This window comes from Pseudomonas sp. IT-P294, assembly GCF_949767865.1.
Lineage (GTDB): Bacteria > Pseudomonadota > Gammaproteobacteria > Pseudomonadales > Pseudomonadaceae > Aquipseudomonas.
Map to the genome: position 1 here is coordinate 108,263 of NZ_CATKQW010000057.1, position 21,964 is coordinate 130,226.

Sequence of the window (21,964 nt, forward strand, 5' to 3'; positions counted from 1 at the left end):
TAAAGGGTCAGGCTCAGTGCGTGCGCGTTACTTTGCTCAAATGGCGCGGCTGGTCCGGGTCCAGGCCACGGGCCACCGCCAAACCGGCGGCCATGACGTAGAAACTCTGAATCGCCAGAATCGGATCAAGGGCCGGGTGCTCGGCGCGGGTCAGGGTGAGGTCGCGTTCGGCAATGTCATCCGGTGCGGCGAGCAGAACCCGGGCGCCGCGCTGGCGCATGTCGGCGGCGAGGCTCAGCAAACCAGCCTGTTCGGCACCGCGTGGGGCGAAGATCAGCAGCGGGTAATTTTCATCGATCAACGCCATCGGGCCGTGACGGACCTCGGCACTGCTGAACGCTTCGGCCTGAATCGCCGAGGTTTCCTTGAACTTCAGTGCTGCCTCCTGGGCGATGGCGAAACCGGCGCCACGACCGATGACCATCAAGCGTTGGCAATCGCGCAGGGCGTCGATGGCCAGGCTCCAGTCCTGTTTCGCCGCCTCGCGCAAACCTTCGGGCAAGGCATTGCCGGCTTCCAGCAATTCCATGTCGTCTTTCCAATGAGCGATCAACCGGGCACTGGCGCTGAGGGTGGCGATAAAACTCTTGGTGGCAGCGACGCTGCTTTCGGTGCCAGCCAGCAGCGGCAAGCTGAATTCACAGGCGGCTTCCAGCGGTGAACTCTCGGCGTTGACCATTGAGATGCTCAGGGCGCCACGCTTGCGCAGCAAACGCAGGCTGTTCACCAGATCGGGACTTTGCCCGGACTGCGAGAAGGCGAACGCCACCTGGCCGCTGACCTTCAACGGCGCTTGCAGCATGGTCACCACCGACATCGGCAACGACGCCACCGGAAAACCCAATTGCTGCATGGTCAGGTAGGCGAAGTAACTGGCGGCATGATCGGAGCTCCCGCGAGCGACAGTCATCACCACTTGCGGTGGCTGGCGACGCAGGCGTCCGGCGATCTCGATCATCTGCGGGTCGAGTTGTTGCAGTTGGGCTTGCACGGCCTCGAACGAGGACAGCGCCTCTTCAAGCATTTTTGAAGTCAATGTCTTCTCCTTCGACCGTGACGGCGGTCAGTGTGAGTGAGCGATCCAGCCGCACGCTGTCGGCCCAGCTGCCCGGTGCAAGACGGCCACGTTCGTGAAGGCCGAGGTAGTCGGCGGGGAATTGCGAAAGACGTTGCGAGGCTTCGGCGACCGACAATCCGACTTTCACTAGATTGCGCAACGCCTGATCCATGGTCAGGGTGCTGCCGGCCAGGGTGCCATCGGGCAAACGCACGCCACCCAGGCACTTGGTGGCCGTGTGGCTGCCGAGCTTGTATTCACCGTCCGGCATGCCGGCGGCAGCGGTGGAGTCGGTGACGCAGTACAGGCAGGGAATGGCGCGCAGGGCGACACGGATGGCGCCGGGGTGCACGTGCAGCAAATCTGGGATCAGTTCGGCGTACTTGGCGTGAGCCAATGCCGCGCCGACGATGCCCGGCTCGCGATGATGCAACGGGCTCATGGCGTTGTAGAGGTGGGTGAAACTGCTCGCGCCGGCCGCCAGCGCGGCAACGCCTTCCTCATAACTGCCGAGGGTGTGGCCGATCTGCATGCGGATACCGCGCGCACTAAGGGCGCGGATCAAGGCGTCGTGGCCGGCGATTTCCGGGGCGATGGTGATTACCCGGATCGGTGCCAGGGCCAAATATTCTTCGACTTCGGCCATCAGCGCGGTGTGGGCGAAATTGGGTTGGGCGCCAAGTTTTCCGGGATTGATGTACGGACCTTCCAGGTGCACGCCGAGCACGCGGGCGCAGCCTTCGGGCCGTTGCTCACAAAATTCGCCGACGGCTTTGAGCACGCTGGAAATCTCTTCGCTTGGCGCGGTCATGGTGGTGGCCAGCATCGAGGTGGTGCCGAAACGTACGTGGGTTTTGCTGATGGTTTCGAAGGCCGTGGCGCCTTCCATGATGTCTTTGCCACCGCCACCGTGAACGTGCAGGTCGATGAAACCTGGCAGCAGGTAGGGCAAGTCGTTGTCGGCCGGATCGCACGGCACGCCTTCGATGGACACGACCTTGCCGTGTTCGTGAATCAGCCGGCCGCGAACCCAGCCGTGGGCGGTGAGGATGTTGTCTTCGGACATGATCGGTTCTCGTTGCACGATGAGCGGCAAAGCCTTTTAGTGGCGAAGTCTTTTATCTACGAAGCTCTCTATCTACGAAGCTCTGCGACAAAGTCGTAGTAGTCGTTGCGGCAATAGGTGTCGGTGACTTCAATCGGCGTGTTGTCTTCCAGGTAGCCGACCCGGGTCATCAGCAGCATGGCGGTGCCGGGGGCGATGCCGACCAGGGCGGCGAATTCGTCCGAGGCGTTGATCGCCTGGATGTGTTGCAGGGCGCGAACGATCGGTTTGCCGATGCCGTCGAGGTATTCGTAGAGGGAGTCGCCCACCGCTTGTGGTTTGGGAATGATCGAGGCGGGAAGGGTGCTCATCTCGATTGCCATGACGGTGTCGTCGGCTTTGCGCAGGCGTTTGAGCCGCGCGACCTTGTCGTTCGGTGACAGTCCGAGGCGGATCAGTTCTTCGTGGGTCGGCGGGGTGATCTCGCGCTCCAGCCATTGCGAACCGGGGACGAAGCCCTTGAGGCGCAGCATCTCGCTGAATCCGGAGAGGCGCGACAGCGGTTGTTCGAGGCGTGGCGTGATGAACGTGCCGGAGCCTTGATTGCGGCGGATCAGGCCTTGCTCAAACAGCACTTCCAGCGCCTTGCGCGCGGTGACCCGCGAAATGCCCAGCACTTCGCTGAGATTGCGCTCTGACGGCATGGCTTGTTCGGCTTTCCACTGGCCGGCATGGATCGCCATTTCCAGATTGCGCGCCAGTTGCAAGTACAGCGGCGTTGGCTGGGTGTCGTCGGGGCGTAAGGCCTGGAGGTCATTCATGTTCGGATGTCCGATGCGGTTATTGGAGTGTTGTTTCCCGCGAATGGCCGAAAATTAATACCACTTGAATACCATGTCAATGCCAGTACTTTGCTGCAGGCGCCGAAAAGCCTGGCCTGCCGGATAAACTGGAGGCGGTGAGGTTTGAAGTGGTATTAGCGGTGGGGATTTTGAATGCAAAGATCGCAGCCTGCGGTAGCGCCTGCAGGGGGAATTGGTATCTACCCCTCAGGCGCTGACGCAGGCTGCGATCGTTTGAATTTATTTTTCGGGGGGCGACGGAAGGTCGTCGTTACGGGCGAATCTCGATCATCGTGCCATCGGGCACCAGGCCCCAGACTTCGCGCATGTCCATGTTGCGCATGGCGATGCAACCGTCGGTCCAGTCCAGCGTGTGGAACAGGTCTTCGGGGGTGTCTTCGGTATCCGGCGTGCCGTGGATCATGATCATGCTCCCCGGCGCGACGCCTTCACGCCGGGCGCGGGCAGAGTCGCTGATGTTCGGGTAGGAAATGTGCATCGCCAGATTGAATTTGTCGCTGACCTTGCGCCAGTCCAGCCAATAGAAACCTTCAGGCGTGCGTTTGTCGCCTTCCATCAGCTTCGGCCCCCTGGGGCTTTTGCCCAGGGAGATGCGATAGGTCTTGATCGGCTTGCCGTCGTTGATCAGCTGCAATTGATGGGCGGATTTCAAAACCAGAACTTTCTCGATGACTCTGCCGTTCAGGGTCTCCGCTACGGAAGCCTGTGACAGGGCAACGAAAGTCAAACAAAACACGGCAAGCAACCAGCGCATTGAAACGATATCCCTGAAAGGTGTCGCGACTATTTAGTTAGTTATAGGTGATTTTGGAGCCAGGAGCTTTAGGTGTTGGCAGGCTGAGCAAGCGGCGGGATCGATTCGGACCGCACAGGGTAGACCTCTGCCCGCCGGTCAGCGAAGAAGCATTCTAGGGTACGGCCCACCGTGCGGAAAGCCAGCTCGGACCACGGGATGTCGGCTTCGTCGAAAAGCTGCACTTCCAGGCTCTCGGGGCCAGCGGAAAAATCCAGGTCCACCAGTTCGGCGCGAAAAAATACATGCACCTGGCTGATGTGCGGCACATCGATCAACGTATAGATGCTCAGGTTGCGCACCCGGGCGCAGGCCTCTTCGGCCGTTTCGCGAATAGCCGCCTGCTCGATGGTCTCACCGTTCTCCATGAACCCGGCGGGCAGGGTCCAGTAACCGAGCCGAGGCTCGATGGCGCGTCGGCACAGCAACACTTTCGAGCCCCAGGTCGCCACACAACCGGCGACGATGTTGGGGTTTTGATAGTGAATCGCCTGACAGCTGTCGCAGACGAAACGCAGGCGCGAATCGCCTTCGGGAATGCGCTGGGTGACCGGGTTGCCGCACTGACTGCAAAATTTCATGCTTGGGTTCCTGAATGCTGCGCCTATCTTGGCGTGCGTCGGTGTCTGTCGGCAAGTTGTCGTTTAGCGACATGCAGTGGTTATGGGGTTGGGCGACAGGTTCGATTGGTGCATGATGCAAGGTAGCGAACAAGTCGAGAAGTCTCATGCTGGACGAGCTACTGCATCGAGTAAGCAACCACATCCCACGCACACTGGAAACCGACAAGCGTTTCCCCGAGGCCGCGGTACTGGTGCCCATCACTCGCAGTGACGAACCGGAACTGGTTCTGACCCTGCGCGCCAGTGGGCTCTCGACCCATGGCGGTGAAGTGGCCTTTCCCGGTGGTCGCCGCGACCCCGAAGACCCCGACCTGATTTTCACCGCGCTGCGCGAAGCCGAAGAAGAAATCGGTCTGCCGCCAGGGCTGGTCGAAGTCATCGGCCCGTTAAGCCCGTTGATTTCCCTGCACGGCATCAAGGTCACGCCGTATGTCGGCGTCATTCCGGACTTTGTCGAATACCTGGCCAACGATGCCGAAATCGCAGCGGTGTTCAGTGTGCCCCTGGAGTTCTTCCGCGAAGATCCCCGGGAACACACTCATCGCATCGATTATCAGGGGCGCAGTTGGTACGTGCCGAGCTATCGTTACGGCGAGTACAAAATCTGGGGCCTGACCGCGATCATGATCGTAGAGTTGATCAACCTGCTTTATGACGCTGACATCAGCCTGCACCACCCACCCAAAAGCTTTATCAATAGTTGAAGCCATCGTTCGTATGGCGAGTAACGCGGCTGCCTGAGCCTTGAGGAAAACAAGATGAAATACCGCCTGGGCGATGCCCGCGTCGAAACCCATCCGCAGAGTTGGGTCGCGCCCAATGCCGTGCTGGTGGGCAAGGTCAAACTGGAAGAGGGCGCCAATGTCTGGTTCAACGCGGTGCTGCGTGGCGACAACGAATTGATCCTGATCGGCAAGAACAGCAACGTCCAGGACGGCACGGTGATGCACACCGACATGGGCTACCCGCTGACCATCGGCACCGGCGTGACCATCGGCCACAACGCCATGCTTCACGGCTGCACGGTGGGCGATTACAGCCTGATCGGTATTAACGCGGTGATTCTCAACGGCGCGAAAATCGGCAAGAACTGCATCATCGGCGCCAACTCGCTGATCGGAGAGGGCAAGGAGATTCCGGACGGCTCGCTGGTCATGGGCTCGCCGGGCAAGGTGGTTAGAGAGCTGACCGAGCCGCAGAAAAAGATGCTGGAGGCCAGTGCCGCGCACTATGTGCACAACTCGCAGCGCTATGCCCGCGATCTGGTCGAGCAGGACGAATGAGTGCCAGCGAACGACCGGTCCTGTCGCCCTGCGTGAACATTTGCGCGCTGGACGAGGATGATATTTGCACCGGGTGCCAGCGCACGGTGGAGGAAATCACCCGTTGGAGCCGGATGGATAATGAAGAGCGCCGCAAGGTGCTGGGGTTGTGTCATGAGCGGGCCAAATCCAGCGGCCTGCTCTGGATGCTGGGCAAAACGCCTGACCTGTAGGAGTGCCTACGGTACTCTGTGCGCCAAATTGACAGGTATTCCACGTCCCCATGTTCTTCCTGATCGCCTACATCAGCAGCGTTGTGCTGATCAACTTCGCCTTTTCCACCGCCCCGCACCTCGACATCATCTGGTCGGCCTGGGGCGGGTTGGTGTTTGTCTTGCGCGACATGGTGCAAACCCGCTTCGGTCACGGCGCCATTGCCGCAATGCTCGCCGCACTGGTCCTGTCCTACGTCACGTCCGATCCATCCATTGCATTGGCCAGCGCCACGGCGTTCGCAGTGTCCGAGTGCATTGACTGGCTGGTTTTCAGCGTCACCAAGCGGCCCTTGCACGATCGCCTGTGGATAAGTTCGGCTTTGAGCATTCCCCTCGATACCTTCATCTTCTTCGGAATGATCGACGCATTCACGCCCGGCGTGATCCTCACCGCCATGGGCTCGAAGTTCGCGGGAGTCACCGCCGTGTGGCTGATCATGGCCTGGCGCCTGCGCAAACAGGCCGTCGTCAGCTGAAGCCAAACCCTGCGGTTCATGTAAAATGCCGCGCTTTGGGGACGCGCGCACGTTGCTGCCTCCCTCGATGATCCGCTTCTTGAGGACCTGAGATGACCCGTATCGGAACTCCATTGTCGCCAACCGCGACCCGCGTATTGCTGTGTGGCTGTGGTGAGTTGGGCAAGGAAGTGGTGATCGAGCTGCAACGCCTGGGCGTTGAAGTGATTGCCGTGGATCGCTACGCCAATGCGCCGGCCATGCAGGTCGCGCATCGCAGCCACGTAATCAACATGCTCGACGGTGCCGCCCTGCGCGCGGTGATCGAGGCCGAGAAGCCGCACTTCATCGTGCCGGAAATCGAAGCCATCGCCACCGCGACCCTCGTGGAGCTGGAAGCCGAAGGCTTCACCGTGATCCCGACCGCGCGTGCCGCACAGCTGACCATGAACCGCGAAGGCATTCGTCGCCTGGCTGCTGAAGAGCTGGACCTGCCGACCTCGCCTTATCACTTCGCCGACACTTTCGAGGATTACAGCAAGGCCGTCCAGGACCTGGGCTTCCCGTGCGTGGTCAAGCCGGTGATGAGTTCGTCGGGTAAAGGCCAGAGCCTGCTGCGCAGCGCCGATGACGTGAAAACCGCCTGGGATTACGCGCAGGAAGGCGGTCGTGCCGGTAAAGGCCGCGTGATCATCGAAGGTTTCATCGATTTCGATTACGAAATCACCTTGCTGACCGTGCGTCACATTGGCGGCACCACGTTCTGCGCGCCAGTCGGCCATCGTCAGGAGAAGGGCGACTATCAGGAGTCCTGGCAGCCACAAGCCATGAGCCCGATTGCCCTGGCTGAATCCGAGCGCGTTGCCAAAGCGGTCACCGAAGCCCTGGGCGGTCGCGGTCTGTTTGGTGTCGAGCTGTTCATCAAAGGTGATCAGGTGTGGTTCAGCGAAGTGTCGCCGCGTCCGCATGACACCGGTCTGGTGACGTTGATTTCTCAGGATCTGTCGCAGTTCGCGCTGCACGCACGGGCAATTCTCGGCCTGCCGATTCCATTGGTCCGTCAGTTCGGACCTTCGGCTTCGGCGGTGATTCTGGTGGAGGGGCAATCGACCCAGACGGCGTTTGCCAATCTGGGGGCTGCATTGAGCGAGCCGGATACCGCGTTGCGTCTGTTCGGCAAGCCTGAAGTGAACGGTCAGCGCCGAATGGGCGTGGCGTTGGCGCGGGATGAGTCGATTGAGGCTGCTCGAGCTAAAGCGACCCGCGCTTCCCAGGCTGTCGTCGTCGAGCTGTAAACCGAGGCGCGCCTATCGCCAGCAGGCTAGCTCCCACAGGGTTATTGATTGGTCACAGATTTTGTGGACACCCAATTTCCATGTGGGAGCCAGCCTGCTGGCGATGCTTCTGCTTCAGGCTACCCGATTCAAATCGTTGTGACGCGTCTCTTTCAGGCACAGCACAGCAATCAAGCTCAGCACTGCCGCCCCTGACACATACCCGCCGACGTAACTCAAACCACCCATCGCCACCAGTTTCTGTGCGAAGAACGGCGCCGCGGAAGCTCCGACGATGCCGCCCAGGTTGTAGGCCGCCGATGCGCCGGTATAGCGAACGTGGGTCGGAAACAGCTCCGGCAGCAACGCGCCCATCGGTGCAAACGTCACGCCCATCAGAAACAGCTCAATGCACAGGAACAGTGCCACGCCCCAGGTCGACCCCTGAGTCAGCAGCGGTTCCATCAAAAAACCGGACAGAATCGCCAGCACGCCGCCGATGATCAGCACCGGCTTGCGCCCGTAACGATCACTGGCCCAGGCCGATAGCGGTGTTGCCGCCGCCATGAACAGGACGGCGAAGCACAGCAGGGCAAGGAAGGTTTCGCGCGTGTAACCAAGCGTCGACACGCCATAACTCAGCGAAAACACTGTCGAGATGTAGAACAGCGCGTAGCACACCACCATCGAACCGGCACCCAACAGCATCGGCGCCCAGTATTGGCTGAACAACTCGACCAATGGGATCTTCACCCGTTCCTGGCGGGCCATGGCGTTGGCGAACACCGGGGTCTCGTGGAGCTTGAGGCGTACGTACAAGCCGACCATCACCAGCACGGCGCTGAGCAGGAACGGAATCCGCCAGCCCCACGAGCGGAACTGCTCGTCATTCAAGGTCATGGCCAATGTCAGGAACAGGCCGTTGGCGGCCAGAAAACCGATGGAAGGGCCGAGCTGCGGAAACATGCCGAACCAGGCACGTTTGCCCTTGGGCGCATTCTCCGTCGCCAGCAACGCCGCGCCGCCCCATTCGCCACCGAGCCCAAGGCCTTGGCCAAAACGCAGGACGCACAACAGGATCGGCGCCCAGGCGCCAATGCTGTCGTAACCCGGCAACACGCCAATCAACGTGGTGCACACGCCCATCAACAGTAACGAGGCAACCAACGTCGATTTGCGTCCGATACGGTCACCGAAGTGTCCAAACAGCGCCGAACCCAGCGGTCGGGCAAGAAAAGCGATACCAAAGGTGAGAAACGCCGAGAGCATCTGCGCGGTGCCGGAGGTCTGCGGAAAGAACACCGGGCCGATCACCAACGCAGCAGCGGTGGCGTAGACGTAGAAGTCGTAGAACTCGATGGCAGTGCCGATAAAACTCGCCGTCGCGACTCGGGTGGCAGAGTTGGTCGGTTGCGCAGGCGTGGTGTCGCTGAAAGCGGTGCTGGTCGTCATGCGATGATCCCTGACAGTCATGCTCCAGTGGAGCGAATTATTATGGTCGAACACCCAGGGATGTGGGTTTAGAGCGGTGTGCGGGTAGCACGGGGGTAGGGCGGGGCTTGGGTAAGCGGCTCGATTATAGGAAGGCGGCTAACGATTCAACAAGGGGCTTGGGGCGCAAACGCGCTCCCACAGGTTCTGGGCCTTGAACAAAGGGATTGGGTCAGACCTGGGGGAGGGCCGGAACCGAACTGGTATGCCAGATGAGCACGCGCGTGACGCGATTGTCCTCAGTCTCCAGAATCTCCAGGCGATAACGCCCGATTTTCAGGCACACCGCGCTGTCGGGAATGGTCTCCAGCGCTTCGGTGACCAAACCGTTAAGGGTTTTCGGGCCGTCGCTGGGCAGGTGCCAGCCCAGGGTCTTGTTCAGTTCGCGAATAGACGCCGCGCCTTCGATCACCAGTCGCCCGTCAGGCTGCGGATGGATGTGCGGGTTGTCCAGGCTGTGCTGGCTCTCGAATTCACCGACGATTTCTTCAAGGATGTCCTCAAGCGTCACGATGCCCAGCACTTCACCATATTCGTCGACCACCATGCCCAGGCGCCGCTGCTGCTTGTGGAAATTCAGGAGTTGCAGTTGCAGTGGCGTGCTTTCCGGCACGAAGTACGGTTCGTGACTGGCGGCCAGCAGCGCCTCGAAAGTCAGGCTGCCGTTGGGCAGCAAGTGCCGGATCTGTCGCGTGTTCAGCACCGCTTCGACTTGATTGATGTCGCTGTGGAACACCGGAAGGCGTGTGCGCTTGTTGTTGCGTAGTTGTTCGATGATTTCCTCAATCGGGTCATCGAGGTTGATCCCGTCGACGTCACTGCGCGGCACCAGGATGTCGTTGACCGTGATGTTGTCGAGCGCGTGGATGCCCGAGAGCGGGTGCGGACGGCAGACCGGCTGTTCGTGATTGTCGTGCCGTTCGTTCGGCGTCTCGTCTTCGCTCTGCTGCACGACTTTGGGTTTACGGGCAAACGGCCGCGTCAGCAACTGGGCGATGGCATTGAGCAGCCAGGCTGCCGGGTAGATGATTTTCAACGGTGCGACGAGCAACGTGTTGCCCAAGGCCAGAATGGCGTCCGGATACCGCACGGCCAGGGTGCGCGGCAGGTAGTCGGCGAACACCAGAAGCCCGGCACCGGCGCCGATACAGGCAATCCAGGGGCCGTTTTGCGCCCAGGTGAAGATCGCCAGCAATGTACTGATGACCATGACCAGCGCACGGCACAGCGTATTGCACAAAATCAGGCTATTGATCGGGAAGCTCAGCTTCGCCACCGGTTTGTCGCTCGAACGCGAGGCGGTGCGTTGGGCCAGCAGGTGTTGTTGTGCCGTTTCGATGGCGGTAAACAAACCCGACCATAAAATCAGCAGGGCCAATACCGCGAGCATCGGCCCTATGGGCAAGTCGTCCATTATTGCCGCCCGTCAGATGTGCAAAATGTATTCACGGACCAGTTTGCTGCCGAAATACGCCAGCATCAGCAGGCAGAAACCGGCGAGGGTCCAGCGGATGGCCTTGTGTCCGCGCCAGCCGAGGTGGTTACGGCCCCAGAGCAGCACGCTGAAGACGATCCAGGCCAGGCAGGCCAGCAAGGTCTTGTGCACCAGATGCTGGGCGAACAGGTTCTCGACGAACAGCCAGCCGGAGATCAGCGACAGCGAAAGCAGGGTCCAGCCGGCCCAGAGAAAACCGAACAGCAGGCTTTCCATGGTTTGCAGCGGCGGGAAGTTCTTGATCAGGCCGGACGGATGCTTGTGTTTGAGCTGGTGATCTTGCACCAGCAACAGCAACGCCTGGAACACGGCGATGGTGAACATGCCGTAAGCAAGGATCGACAAGAGGATATGGGCGAGAATGCCGGGCTCTTCGTCGATGACCTGCACCGTGCCGGCAGGGGCGAATTGTGCCAGCAGTACCGTGGCGACACCGAGCGGGAACAGCAATACAAGCAGGTTTTCCACCGGGATTCGCGAGCAGGCCAGCAGGGTCAGGGCGATGACCGCTGCGGCAATCAGACTGGCGGCACTGAAAAAGTCCAGGCCCAGGCCAATTGGCGTCAACAGGTGGGTGAGCAGGCTGGCGCTATGAGCCAGCACGGCCAGAACGCCGAGCGTGACCAGCAGACGCTTGTTCGCCTTGGCGCCAGTGGCCAGGCGAGTGCCCTGATAGAGGGTCGCAGCGGCATACAAGCAGGCGGCGGCGAGGGTAGTGAGCAAACTGGGTGACAAGGGGAGCATAAATCCTGTTAGGCAAGCCCGAAAGGCGCTGAGTTTGGCATAGAACCCCCGCAGCACGAAAGTGCGAGGTGTCCGCCAGACGCAGTCTTCGCTATAATCCGCGACCTGCCCACGCCGCAGGCTCGCCGAGCACATGTTTATTCCGGTCTGGGCCGCCATTATCCCGGTCTACACAGGGCCTGAAAGGATCGCGCAATGTTTGAAAACTTAACCGACCGTCTCTCGCAGACGCTGCGCCATGTCACCGGCAAAGCCAAGCTGACCGAGGACAACATCAAAGACACCCTGCGTGAAGTGCGCATGGCGTTGCTCGAGGCCGATGTCGCCTTGCCGGTGGTCAAAGACTTCGTCAATTCGGTCAAGGAACGTGCCGTCGGCACCGAGGTGTCGCGCAGCCTGACGCCGGGCCAGGCCTTCGTGAAGATCGTCCAGGCTGAACTCGAAAGCCTGATGGGCGCGGCCAACGAAGATTTGAACCTGAGCGCCGTTCCGCCTGCCGTCGTGCTGATGGCCGGTCTGCAGGGCGCGGGTAAAACCACCACCGCCGGTAAACTCGCGCGCTTCCTTAAAGAGCGCAAGAAGAAGTCGGTCATGGTCGTGTCGGCGGACGTTTATCGTCCGGCGGCGATCAAACAGCTGGAAATGCTCGCGGGTGAAGTCGGCGTTACCTTCTTTCCGTCCGACCTGAGCCAGAAGCCGGTCGACATCGCGCAAGCGGCTATAAAAGAAGCAAAGCTTAAGTTTATTGATGTGGTCATCGTCGATACCGCCGGTCGTCTGCACATCGACGAAGAGATGATGGGCGAAATCAAGGCGCTGCACGCCGCGATCAACCCGGTCGAAACGCTGTTCGTGGTGGATGCCATGACTGGCCAGGACGCCGCCAACACGGCCAAGGCCTTTGGCGATGCGCTGCCGCTGACCGGTGTGATCCTGACCAAGGTCGACGGCGACGCCCGTGGGGGTGCCGCATTGTCGGTCCGTGCCATTACCGGCAAGCCGATCAAGTTCATCGGTATGGGCGAGAAGAGCGAAGCGCTCGAGCCGTTCCACCCTGAGCGTATTGCTTCGCGCATCCTCGGCATGGGCGATGTGCTCAGCCTGATCGAGCAGGCCGAAGCGACGCTCGACAAGGACAAGGCCGACAAACTGGCCAAGAAGCTGAAGAAGGGCAAGGGCTTCGACCTCGAAGACTTCCGCGATCAGCTGCAGCAGATGAAGAACATGGGCGGCCTTGGCGGCCTCATGGACAAGCTGCCGAACATCGGCGGTGTGAACCTGGCGCAAATGGGTAACGCCCAGGGCGCGGCAGAGAAACAATTCAAACAGATGGAAGCCATCATCAATTCCATGACCCCGGCCGAGCGCCGCGACCCTGAGCTGATCAGCGGTTCGCGCAAACGCCGGATCGCCATGGGTTCCGGCACCCAGGTGCAGGACATCGGTCGCTTGATCAAGCAGCACAAGCAGATGCAGAAGATGATGAAGAAATTCTCCGCCAAAGGCGGAATGGCCAAAATGATGCGCGGCATGGGCGGTATGTTGCCCGGCGGCGGCATGCCGAAAATGTAAAGAATCCGCGCCGGCAGTCATGTCGGCGCAGACCCGCAGTGATGCGGGATCAACAGCAAACCCGCACTTGGCGGGAGCTGACTGGCCGTTTTCAACGACGGCTCTATAGCAAATCTTGATGGCGGCCGAAAGACCGTCGGAAAAAGTCATTTGCAAAAGTCCGGATATTCCTTAGAATATGCGGCCTTTCGGGCACCTATGCCCGCTGTGCCTTTAGATTTGCAGCACCGACTACAGGAACGATGTTCACATGCTAACAATCCGTCTTGCCCTTGGCGGCTCCAAAAAGCGCCCGTTTTACCACTTGACCGTAACCGACAGCCGCAACCCGCGCGACGGTTCGCACAAGGAACAGGTTGGTTTCTTCAACCCTGTTGCTCGTGGTCAAGAAGTCCGTCTGTCCGTGAACCAAGAGCGCGTAGCCTACTGGCTGAGCGTTGGTGCACAGCCTTCTGAGCGTGTTGCTCAGTTGTTGAAGGACGCTTCTAAGGCTGCGGCCTGAGCAATATGAACGCGACGCCAGCTGTTGCTGATGATTTGATCGTTATCGGCAAGATTTATTCTGTTCATGGCGTTCGCGGCGAAGTGAAGGTTTATTCCTTTACTGATCCGACTGAAAACCTGTTGCAGTACAAAACCTGGACGCTCAAGCGCGAAGGCAATGTCAAACAGGTCGAGCTGGTCAGCGGACGTGGGAACGACAAGTTCCTGGTCGCAAAGCTCAAGGGTCTTGATGATCGTGAAGAAGCACGTCTTCTGGCCGGTTATGAGATCTGCGTGCCGCGCAACCTGTTCCCTGAATTGACCGACGGCGAGTACTACTGGTACCAGCTGGAAGGTCTGAAGGTTATTGATCAACTCGGGCAACTGCTCGGGAAAATCGACCACCTTCTGGAAACCGGCGCCAATGATGTAATGGTGGTCAAGCCTTGCGCTGGCAGCCTGGATGATCGCGAACGCCTGTTGCCCTATACGGAGCAATGCGTGTTGGCCGTCGACCTCGCCGCAGGCGAGATGAAGGTGGATTGGGACGCGGACTTCTAAGCGTGGCTAACTTGCGCGTAGAAGTGATCAGTTTGTTTCCCGAGATGTTCTCCGCCATCAGCGAGTACGGCATCACCAGTCGTGCGGTGAAACAGGGGCTCTTGCAGCTCACCTGTTGGAATCCGCGAGACTACACGACGGATCGACATCACACTGTGGACGATCGCCCATTTGGCGGTGGTCCGGGCATGGTGATGAAGATCAAGCCCCTGGAAGACGCTCTGGTTCAGGCCAAGGCAGCAGCCGGGGAGGCGGCGAAGGTGATTTACCTGTCCCCCCAAGGCCGTCAACTGAATCAGTCGGCGGTACGCGAGTTGGCGAATCTGGATGCATTGATCCTGATTGCCGGTCGTTATGAAGGCATTGACGAGCGTTTTATTGAAGCTCATGTCGATGAAGAGTGGTCGATTGGCGACTATGTATTGTCTGGCGGCGAGCTGCCGGCGATGGTCCTGATCGATGCGGTTACACGACTGCTGCCTGGAGCTTTAGGGCATGCGGACTCCGCCGAGGAAGATTCCTTTACGGATGGTTTGCTGGATTGCCCGCACTACACCCGACCGGAGGTGTATGCGGATCAGCGTGTTCCCGACGTATTGCTAAGTGGCAATCACGCGCATATCCGGCGTTGGCGTTTACAGCAGTCCCTTGGTAGGACCTTTGAACGACGCGCCGATCTTCTGGAAAGCCGCTCGCTTTCTGGAGAAGAGAAGAAGCTGCTCGAGGAATACATCCGCGAGCGGGACGATAGTTAACAACGTATCGATGGTAAGTCCGTTGATTTACCTTAGGAGCACAGCATGACTAACAAAATCATCCTTGCACTCGAAGCAGAGCAGATGACCAAAGAGATCCCTACCTTTGCCCCGGGCGACACTATTGTCGTTCAGGTGAAAGTGAAGGAAGGCGACCGTTCGCGTCTGCAAGCGTTCGAAGGTGTTGTTATCGCCAAGCGTAACCGCGGCGTAAACAGTGCTTTCACCGTTCGTAAAATCTCCAACGGTGTTGGCGTAGAGCGTACTTTCCAGACCTACAGCCCGCAAATCGACAGCATGGCCGTTAAACGTCGCGGTGACGTACGTAAAGCCAAGCTGTACTACCTGCGTGACCTGTCCGGTAAAGCAGCTCGCATCAAGGAAAAACTGGCTTAAGTCCAGCTTCCGATGCAGAAAAAAGCAGCCTACGGGCTGCTTTTTTGTTGTCCGTAATTTTTCAGGCGCCAGCAGTTTCCGGCTGAATCAACGCCAGCAGTGTCCATCCGGCCGCAGGCTTGAGTGCGCTGTCGGAGGTCGCCACGTGCACCCACCCGCTGTCATCTCTCGCGAACAACAAGGTCGCGCGTTCACCGTGCAGCGCTCGGTAATCCTCCCAGTCAAACCCCTCTGTCAGATTCGTGCTGTACACCTCGGCTCCCTGATGCAGTAGGTTGGCCAGCTTGTTGTAGGTCAATTCTTCGCTGCCAAGTAAACGCCCCCTATGCTCGTGGCTAGCCCGGTGTTTATCGGTGCGACGACTCTCCTGGCCACTGGCCAGGCTGAACAAGCGCTGATGGCCGAAGTCATGGCGAAAGCGCATTGCCGCCAAGGTGTTCAATTCGCCGGACGGTGACAGCGTCAGCAAATGTCCGAGGCCGACCAGGTCCAGATGCGCATCCGCGTGCTGCGACGCCGGGTTGCCAAAGTAAGTGGGCAAGCCTTCCATGCGCGCTGCACGAATATTCTCCCAGCTCGAATCCGTGAGCAGCACCCGACTGCCCAATTGTTGCAGGGCTTTGCCTAGCGAACGCGCGGGGGCGTTGGCGCCGACGATCAGAAAGCCGCTGGGCGCGGGCTCGGCAACTTTCAGCAAGCGGGCCAACGGTCGAGCCGTGGCACTTTGCAGCACCACGGTGCCAATGATCACTGCGAACGTCAGCGGCACCAGCAGCAAGGCGCCCTCGTGTCCGGCCTCGTCGAGGCGAATGGCAAAAATCGCCGACACCGCCGCCGCCACGATCCCGCGAGGTGCAATCCAGGCTAACAGTGCCCGTTCGCGCCAGCTCAAGCTTGAACCCGCCGTGGAAATCACCACGTTCAAAGGGCGGGCAATGAATTGAATGACCAGCAGCAAAATCAGCACCAGGGGCCCTAGCCCGATCAAGGCGCTCAGATCGAGTCGCGCCGCCAACAAAATGAACAACCCGGAGATCAGCAGCACGCTGAGGTTTTCCTTGAAGTGCAGGATGTCCCGCACATCCACGCCTTTCATGTTGGCCAGCCACATGCCCATCAATGTCACCGCCAGCAGGCCGGATTCGTGCATCACCTCATTGGCAGCGATGAAGATGCCCAGCACTGCGGCTAGCGCCGCGAGGTTGTGCAGGTATTGCGGCAACCATTGCCGCCGGATGATCGTGCCGAGTACCCAGCCACCGGCAACTCCGAAGACACTGCCGCACAGGATCACGCCGCCGAAGGTCAGCAGGCTCTGGCTCAACCCGTCCCCGGAAGCGCGCGCGATGATGAAGCTGTAAACCACCACGGCAAGGAGCGCGCCGATGGGGTCGATCACAATGCCTTCCCAACGCAGGATGTTGGCAATCGAGGCTTTCGGGCGCACGACCCGCAGCATTGGCACGATGACCGTAGGCCCGGTCACCAGCGTCAGGCTGCCAAACAGAGTTGCCAATAGCCAGTCGAACCCCAGCAACCAGTGGGTGGCGACTGCGATGACCACCCAAGTCGATATGGCGCCGATCGTGACCAGGCGATGGACCACGCTGCCAATCTCGCGCCACTCCTTTAAATGTAGGGTCAGGCTGCCTTCGAACAAGATCAGCGCCACCGCCAGCGACACCAGTGGCATCAGCAGGGGGCCGAACATTTCTTGCGGATCAAGCCAGCCCAGAATCGGCCCAACCAGAATGCCTGTCAGTAACAGAAACAGGATTGCCGGCAGTTTCAGGCGCCACGCCAGCCACTGACAACCCAGGGCGGCTGCACCGATACCGCCAAAAGCCAATAAAATCTGCTGCTCGTTCATTGAAGCTCCTGTTCCTTGAAGTGGCGGGCTATGAAAGACTAGCGGCCATTTCGACAGTTCATCCTTTTTTCCCAGCGCAGCCTTGAAGGCTGTGTGTCTTGAGTGCCCATGCCTGCAATCGATCATCCACTGATAGACCAATTCCTCGACGCCCTCTGGCTGGAAAAAGGTCTTTCCGACAATACCCGCGATGCCTATCGCAGCGACCTGGCCTTGTTCAATGGCTGGTTGCAGGAAAAGGGCCTGGAGCTGATTAACGCCGGTCGCGAACTGATCCTCGATCACCTGGCCTGGCGCCTGGAGCAAAGTTACAAACCCCGATCCACTGCGCGTTTTCTCTCCGGTGTGCGTGGCTTCTATCGCTATCTTCTGCGGGAAAAGCTGATCGCCGTCGACCCGACGTTGCGCATTGACATGCCGCAACTCGGCAGGCCGTTGCCCAAATCGTTGTCCGAAGCGGATGTGGAAGCGCTGCTGAAGGCGCCGGACTTGAGCGAAGCCATCGGCCAGCGCGATCGCGCCATGCTTGAAGTGCTTTACGCCTGTGGCTTGCGCGTTACGGAGCTGATCAGCCTGACGCTGGAACAAGTCAACCTGCGCCAGGGCGTATTGCGAGTGATGGGCAAGGGCAGCAAGGAACGACTGGTGCCGATGGGCGAGGAGGCGATTGTCTGGGTCGAGCGTTACATGCGCGATGCGCGTGGTGAGTTGCTCGGTGGGCGGCCCAGTGATGTGCTGTTCCCCAGCTTGCGAGGCGAGCAGATGACCCGCCAGACCTTCTGGCATCGCATCAAGCACCAGGCCAAGGTTGCCGGGATCGGCAAGTCGCTGTCGCCGCATACTCTGCGTCACGCTTTCGCCACGCACCTGCTCAACCACGGCGCCGACCTGCGCGTGGTGCAAATGCTGCTGGGCCACAGCGATTTGTCGACCACTCAGATCTACACTCACGTTGCCCGCGCACGCCTGCAAGACCTGCACGCCAAGCACCATCCCAGAGGCTGAACAAAATCCCTGTAGGAGTGAGCCTGCTCGCGATGGCGGTCTGTCAGTCACCGCTGTGTTGTCAGGACTACCGCTATCGCGAGCAGGCTCACTCCTACAGGTTCTTCGGTGCTCTCAAATGTCTTGCGTCAGGCGCATTCGGCCACGCGGACCTTATGTGGTAGGCTTTGCCGGTTTGCACGATGGGCGATTATGACCCGGTGTTTCGGCACGGGCGTTCTGATCGTCCCATTTGTCCGCCTTCAGGAGTTCTCATGCGTCTGACCCATATTTTCGCCGCCGCCGCCATTGCGTTGGTCAGCACCTTCGCCGTCGCCGATGACGCGGCCGACAAAGCCATCCGTAAAAGCCTGGAAAACCTCCAGCTCGATGTGCCTGTCGAAACCATCACTGCCAGCCCGCTGCCAGGCCTGTATGAAGTCAAACTCAAAGGCAGCCGCGTGCTTTATGCCAGCGCCGACGGCCAGTATGTGGTTCAGGGCTATATGTTCCAGCTCAAGGACGGCAAACCGGTCAACCTGACCGAGAAGACCGAACGCCTGGGCGTCTCCAAGCTGATCAATGAGATTCCGGTCGCCGAAACCGTGGTCTACCCGGCCATCGGTGAAACCAAATCGCACATCACCGTATTCACCGACACCACATGCCCGTATTGCCACAAACTGCACGCCGAAGTGCCTGAGCTGAACAAGCGCGGCATCGAAGTGCGTTATGTCGCGTTCCCGCGCCAGGGCCTGGGCTCGCCGGGTGACGAACAGCTGCAAGCGGTCTGGTGCTCGAAAGACAAGAAAGCCGCCATGGACAAAATGGTCGATGGCAAGGAAATCAAGGCCGCCAAATGCGATAACCCGGTTTCCAAGCAGTTTGCCCTCGGTCAGTCGATTGGCGTGAACGGCACACCGGCCATCGTTTTGGCTGACGGTCAGGTCATTCCGGGCTACCAGCCTGCGCCACAAGTCGCCAAACTGGCGTTGGGCGCGAAGTAAATTCGCATCGTCACGGCCAGCCTTTGACGATCATGGCCCGGCAGCAACATTTACCGGGTCATTAATAGAGAGCCGCGAACGTGCGGCTGTTTTCACGGCCGGCCTTGAGTCGGCCGTTTTATGGGGAGTTCACAGTGAAACCGGTCAAAGTAGGCATCTGTGGGTTAGGGACCGTCGGTGGCGGTACCTTCAACGTACTTCAGCGTAACGCCGAGGAAATTGCTCGTCGTGCCGGGCGTGGAATCGAAGTGGCACAAATTGCCATGCGCACGCCAAAGCCTCAGTTCCAAACGACCGGTATTGCGATTACCAACGATGTCTTCGAAGTGGCCACGAACCCTGAGATCGACATCGTCATAGAGCTGATGGGCGGCTACACCGTTGCCCGCGAGCTGGTACTCAAGGCCATCGAGAATGGCAAGCATGTGGTCACCGCGAACAAGGCACTGATCGCCGTTCACGGTAATGAGATTTTCGCCAAGGCTCGCGAGAAAGGCGTGATCGTGGCGTTCGAAGCGGCTGTTGCCGGCGGCATTCCGGTGATCAAGGCGATCCGTGAAGGCCTGTCCGCCAACCGTATCAACTGGGTCGCCGGGATCATCAACGGCACCGGCAACTTCATCCTCACCGAGATGCGCGAGAAGGGTCGCACCTTCGAAGACGTACTCGCCGAGGCGCAGGCCCTGGGTTACGCCGAAGCCGATCCGACTTTCGACGTTGAAGGCATCGATGCGGCCCACAAGCTGACGATCCTGGCGTCCATCGCCTTTGGCATCCCGCTGCAGTTCGACAAGGCTTACACCGAAGGCATCACCAAGCTGACCACGGCTGATGTGAACTACGCCGAAGCGCTGGGCTATCGCATCAAGCACCTCGGTGTCGCTCGTAGCACGGCAGCGGGCATCGAACTGCGCGTACACCCGACGTTGATCCCGGCTGATCGCCTGATCGCCAACGTCAACGGCGTGATGAACGCGGTGATGGTCAACGGTGACGCCGCTGGTTCAACACTGTTCTACGGCGCTGGCGCTGGCATGGAGCCAACGGCTTCGTCGGTGATCGCCGACCTGGTGGACGTGGTTCGCGCCATGACCTCCGACCCGGAAAACCGCGTGCCGCACCTGGCCTTCCAGCCGGATTCGCTGTCCGCGCACCCGATTCTGCCGATCGAAGCCTGCGAAAGCTCGTACTACCTGCGCATCCAGGCCAAGGACCATCCGGGCGTATTGGCTCAAGTGGCGAGCATCCTGTCGGAGCGCGGCATCAACATCGAATCGATCATGCAGAAAGAAGTGGAAGAGCATGACGGACTGGTGCCGATGATCCTGCTGACGCACCGTGTGCTGGAACAGCACATGAACGATGCGATCGCCGCTCTGGAAGCCCTGACGGGTGTGGTCGGTCCGGTTGTACGGATCCGCGTCGAGCACCTGAACTAAGCCGTTATCGTTCACCGGGCCTGCGTGCGGGCCCGGGTTTGCGAACACTGTCTATTGGAGCCAGTCATGCGTTATATCAGTACCCGCGGCCAGGCACCGGCCCTGAATTTCGAAGACGTCCTGCTGGCCGGTCTGGCCACCGACGGCGGCCTGTACGTGCCGGAAAACCTGCCACGCTTCACCCAGGAAGAAATCGCTTCCTGGGCCGGCCTGCCGTATCACGAGCTGGCCTTCCGGGTGATGCGCCCGTTCGTCACTGGCAGCATTCCTGACGCCGATTTCAAAAAGATTCTGGAAGAAACCTACGGCGTGTTCTCCCACAACGCCATCGCTCCGCTGCGTCAGCTGAACGGCAATGAATGGGTGCTGGAGCTGTTCCATGGCCCGACCCTGGCGTTCAAGGACTTTGCCCTGCAACTGCTCGGTCGTTTGCTCGACTACGTGCTGGCTAAACGCGGCGAGCGCGTAGTGATCGTTGGCGCTACCTCCGGCGATACCGGTTCGGCCGCCATCGAAGGCTGCAAGCACTGCGAAAACGTCGACATCTTCATTCTGCACCCGCACAACCGCGTGTCCGAAGTGCAGCGTCGCCAGATGACCACCATCTTCGGCGAGAACATCCACAACATCGCCATCGAAGGCAACTTCGATGACTGCCAGGAAATGGTCAAGAACAGCTTCGCCGACCAGAGCTTCCTCAAAGGCACGCGTCTGGTAGCGGTGAACTCGATCAACTGGGCGCGGATCATGGCCCAGATCGTTTACTACTTCCACGCAGCCCTGCAGTTGGGCGGCCCGGCGCGCTCGGTGTCGTTCTCGGTGCCGACCGGCAACTTCGGCGACATCTTCGCCGGCTACCTGGCGCGCAACATGGGCCTGCCGATCAACCAGTTGATCGTCGCCACCAACCGCAACGACATCCTGCACCGCTTCATGAGCGGCAACCAGTACGTCAAGGAAACCCTGCACGCCACGCTGTCGCCGTCGATGGACATCATGGTGTCGTCGAACTTCGAACGCCTGCTATTCGACCTCCACGGTCGCAACGGCGCAGCGATTGCCGGCCTGATGGACACCTTCAAGCAGGGTGGCGGTTTCAGCGTCGAACAGGAACGCTGGACTGAAGCGCGCAAATTGTTCGACTCGCTGGCCGTGGACGACGCGCAAACCTGCGAAACCATCGCCGAAGTCTACGAGCAAACCGGTGAGCTGCTGGATCCGCACACCGCCATCGGCGTGAAAGCAGCGCGCGAATGCCGCCGCAGCCTGGATATTCCGATGGTGATCCTGGGCACCGCCCATCCGGTCAAATTCCCGGATGCAGTGGAGAAAGCCGGTGTAGGAAAAGCGCTTGAGCTACCTGCACATCTTTCTGATTTGTTTGAGCGAGATGAGCGTTGCACCGTGTTGCCGAACGATCTGAAAGCCGTGCAGGCCTTTGTCAGCCAGCATGGCAACCGCGGAAAGCCTCTGTAACCGGTAAACGCTGTCACATTTTGAAGCCCGTCTCCTGACGGGCT

General features: G+C 59.8%; 23 protein-coding genes. 14 read left to right on the forward strand and 9 right to left on the reverse strand.

The window, feature by feature from the left end; all coding sequences use genetic code 11:
* Positions 1-13: 13 nt before the first annotated feature.
* From ACM6I0_RS27910 to ACM6I0_RS27930, 5 genes are all read right to left on the reverse strand, one after another.
* A complete protein-coding gene (locus tag ACM6I0_RS27910; protein ID WP_414923795.1) occupies positions 14-1,036 on the reverse strand; it encodes an SIS domain-containing protein in 1,023 nt (340 codons plus the stop codon).
* Complete coding sequence (gene nagA, locus ACM6I0_RS27915) at positions 1,017-2,123, reverse strand: N-acetylglucosamine-6-phosphate deacetylase (protein WP_414923796.1); 1,107 nt, start codon at positions 2,121-2,123, stop codon at positions 1,017-1,019. The genes ACM6I0_RS27910 and nagA overlap by 20 nt, the downstream gene beginning before the upstream one ends.
* 68 nt (positions 2,124-2,191) lie before the next feature.
* Complete coding sequence (locus tag ACM6I0_RS27920) at positions 2,192-2,923, reverse strand: GntR family transcriptional regulator (protein ID WP_222589900.1); 732 nt, start codon at positions 2,921-2,923, stop codon at positions 2,192-2,194.
* 292 nt (positions 2,924-3,215) lie between these two features.
* Positions 3,216-3,719: a L,D-transpeptidase family protein gene (locus ACM6I0_RS27925; protein WP_222589901.1), complete on the reverse strand. Its 504-nt coding sequence runs from the start codon at positions 3,717-3,719 to the stop codon at positions 3,216-3,218.
* Positions 3,720-3,787: 68 nt separating this feature from the next.
* The gene (locus ACM6I0_RS27930) at positions 3,788-4,339 is read right to left on the reverse strand and encodes an NUDIX hydrolase (protein ID WP_285436519.1); all 552 of its coding nucleotides are present in this window, start codon (positions 4,337-4,339) and stop codon (positions 3,788-3,790) included.
* A 146-nt stretch (positions 4,340-4,485) separates the two neighbouring features.
* Here ACM6I0_RS27930 and ACM6I0_RS27935 point away from each other — a divergent pair, with 146 nt between their 5' ends.
* From ACM6I0_RS27935 to purT, 5 genes are all read left to right on the forward strand, one after another.
* On the forward strand, positions 4,486-5,085 hold the full coding sequence (locus tag ACM6I0_RS27935) for a CoA pyrophosphatase (protein WP_090188037.1): 600 nt from the start codon (positions 4,486-4,488) through the stop codon (positions 5,083-5,085).
* 54 nt (positions 5,086-5,139) lie between these two features.
* Positions 5,140-5,664: a gamma carbonic anhydrase family protein gene (locus tag ACM6I0_RS27940; RefSeq protein ID WP_090188034.1), complete on the forward strand. Its 525-nt coding sequence runs from the start codon at positions 5,140-5,142 to the stop codon at positions 5,662-5,664.
* Positions 5,661-5,876 carry a DUF1289 domain-containing protein gene (locus tag ACM6I0_RS27945; RefSeq protein WP_208669864.1) on the forward strand — a complete coding sequence of 72 codons (216 nt, stop codon included), beginning with the start codon at positions 5,661-5,663 and terminating at the stop codon, positions 5,874-5,876. Before ACM6I0_RS27940 ends, ACM6I0_RS27945 begins: the two co-directional genes overlap by 4 nt.
* Before the next feature lie 50 nt (positions 5,877-5,926).
* Entirely contained in the window at positions 5,927-6,394 is a 468-nt protein-coding gene (locus ACM6I0_RS27950) for a preQ0 transporter (protein ID WP_285436521.1), read from the forward strand.
* Between the two features lie 92 nt (positions 6,395-6,486).
* Positions 6,487-7,668 (forward strand): formate-dependent phosphoribosylglycinamide formyltransferase, encoded by a 1,182-nt coding sequence (gene purT, locus ACM6I0_RS27955; RefSeq protein WP_208669863.1) that lies wholly within the window; start codon positions 6,487-6,489, stop codon positions 7,666-7,668.
* Between the two features lie 114 nt (positions 7,669-7,782).
* On the opposite strand, the gene ACM6I0_RS27960 is transcribed toward purT, so the two are convergent.
* The 3 genes from ACM6I0_RS27960 to ACM6I0_RS27970 all read right to left on the reverse strand — a co-directional run bounded on the left by ACM6I0_RS27960 (position 7,783) and on the right by ACM6I0_RS27970 (position 11,377).
* Positions 7,783-9,099 (reverse strand): MFS transporter, encoded by a 1,317-nt coding sequence (locus ACM6I0_RS27960; protein WP_414923797.1) that lies wholly within the window; start codon positions 9,097-9,099, stop codon positions 7,783-7,785.
* A gap of 211 nt (positions 9,100-9,310) precedes the next feature.
* Positions 9,311-10,552 (reverse strand): HlyC/CorC family transporter, encoded by a 1,242-nt coding sequence (locus ACM6I0_RS27965; RefSeq protein ID WP_414923798.1) that lies wholly within the window; start codon positions 10,550-10,552, stop codon positions 9,311-9,313.
* 12 nt (positions 10,553-10,564) lie between these two features.
* Positions 10,565-11,377, reverse strand: coding sequence for an inner membrane protein YpjD (locus ACM6I0_RS27970; RefSeq protein ID WP_285436527.1), 813 nt, complete (start codon positions 11,375-11,377; stop codon positions 10,565-10,567).
* A 195-nt stretch (positions 11,378-11,572) separates the two neighbouring features.
* Here ACM6I0_RS27970 and ffh point away from each other — a divergent pair, with 195 nt between their 5' ends.
* The 5 genes from ffh to rplS all read left to right on the forward strand — a co-directional run bounded on the left by ffh (position 11,573) and on the right by rplS (position 15,144).
* Positions 11,573-12,949, forward strand: coding sequence for a signal recognition particle protein (gene ffh, locus ACM6I0_RS27975; RefSeq protein ID WP_003209589.1), 1,377 nt, complete (start codon positions 11,573-11,575; stop codon positions 12,947-12,949).
* Positions 12,950-13,199: 250 nt separating this feature from the next.
* Complete coding sequence (rpsP, locus tag ACM6I0_RS27980; protein WP_010463010.1) at positions 13,200-13,451, forward strand: 30S ribosomal protein S16; 252 nt, start codon at positions 13,200-13,202, stop codon at positions 13,449-13,451.
* 5 nt (positions 13,452-13,456) lie between these two features.
* Complete coding sequence (gene rimM / locus ACM6I0_RS27985) at positions 13,457-13,993, forward strand: ribosome maturation factor RimM (RefSeq protein WP_007944873.1); 537 nt, start codon at positions 13,457-13,459, stop codon at positions 13,991-13,993.
* 2 nt (positions 13,994-13,995) lie between these two features.
* Complete coding sequence (trmD, locus tag ACM6I0_RS27990) at positions 13,996-14,748, forward strand: tRNA (guanosine(37)-N1)-methyltransferase TrmD (protein ID WP_090188015.1); 753 nt, start codon at positions 13,996-13,998, stop codon at positions 14,746-14,748.
* A 45-nt stretch (positions 14,749-14,793) separates the two neighbouring features.
* A complete protein-coding gene (gene rplS, locus ACM6I0_RS27995; protein ID WP_003175895.1) occupies positions 14,794-15,144 on the forward strand; it encodes a 50S ribosomal protein L19 in 351 nt (116 codons plus the stop codon).
* 61 nt (positions 15,145-15,205) lie between these two features.
* On the opposite strand, the gene ACM6I0_RS28000 is transcribed toward rplS, so the two are convergent.
* Positions 15,206-17,014 (reverse strand): cation:proton antiporter, encoded by a 1,809-nt coding sequence (locus tag ACM6I0_RS28000; RefSeq protein ID WP_414923799.1) that lies wholly within the window; start codon positions 17,012-17,014, stop codon positions 15,206-15,208.
* Positions 17,015-17,122: 108 nt separating this feature from the next.
* Between ACM6I0_RS28000 and xerD the strand changes: the two genes are divergently transcribed.
* From xerD to thrC, 4 genes are all read left to right on the forward strand, one after another.
* Positions 17,123-18,019, forward strand: coding sequence for a site-specific tyrosine recombinase XerD (gene xerD, locus ACM6I0_RS28005; RefSeq protein WP_414923800.1), 897 nt, complete (start codon positions 17,123-17,125; stop codon positions 18,017-18,019).
* 254 nt (positions 18,020-18,273) lie between these two features.
* On the forward strand, positions 18,274-19,005 hold the full coding sequence (gene dsbC, locus ACM6I0_RS28010) for a bifunctional protein-disulfide isomerase/oxidoreductase DsbC (RefSeq protein ID WP_222589910.1): 732 nt from the start codon (positions 18,274-18,276) through the stop codon (positions 19,003-19,005).
* Positions 19,006-19,139: 134 nt separating this feature from the next.
* Positions 19,140-20,444 carry a homoserine dehydrogenase gene (locus ACM6I0_RS28015; protein ID WP_285436535.1) on the forward strand — a complete coding sequence of 435 codons (1,305 nt, stop codon included), beginning with the start codon at positions 19,140-19,142 and terminating at the stop codon, positions 20,442-20,444.
* A gap of 66 nt (positions 20,445-20,510) precedes the next feature.
* A complete protein-coding gene (thrC, locus tag ACM6I0_RS28020; protein ID WP_090188006.1) occupies positions 20,511-21,920 on the forward strand; it encodes a threonine synthase in 1,410 nt (469 codons plus the stop codon).
* The last annotated feature ends 44 nt before the right edge of the window (positions 21,921-21,964 follow it).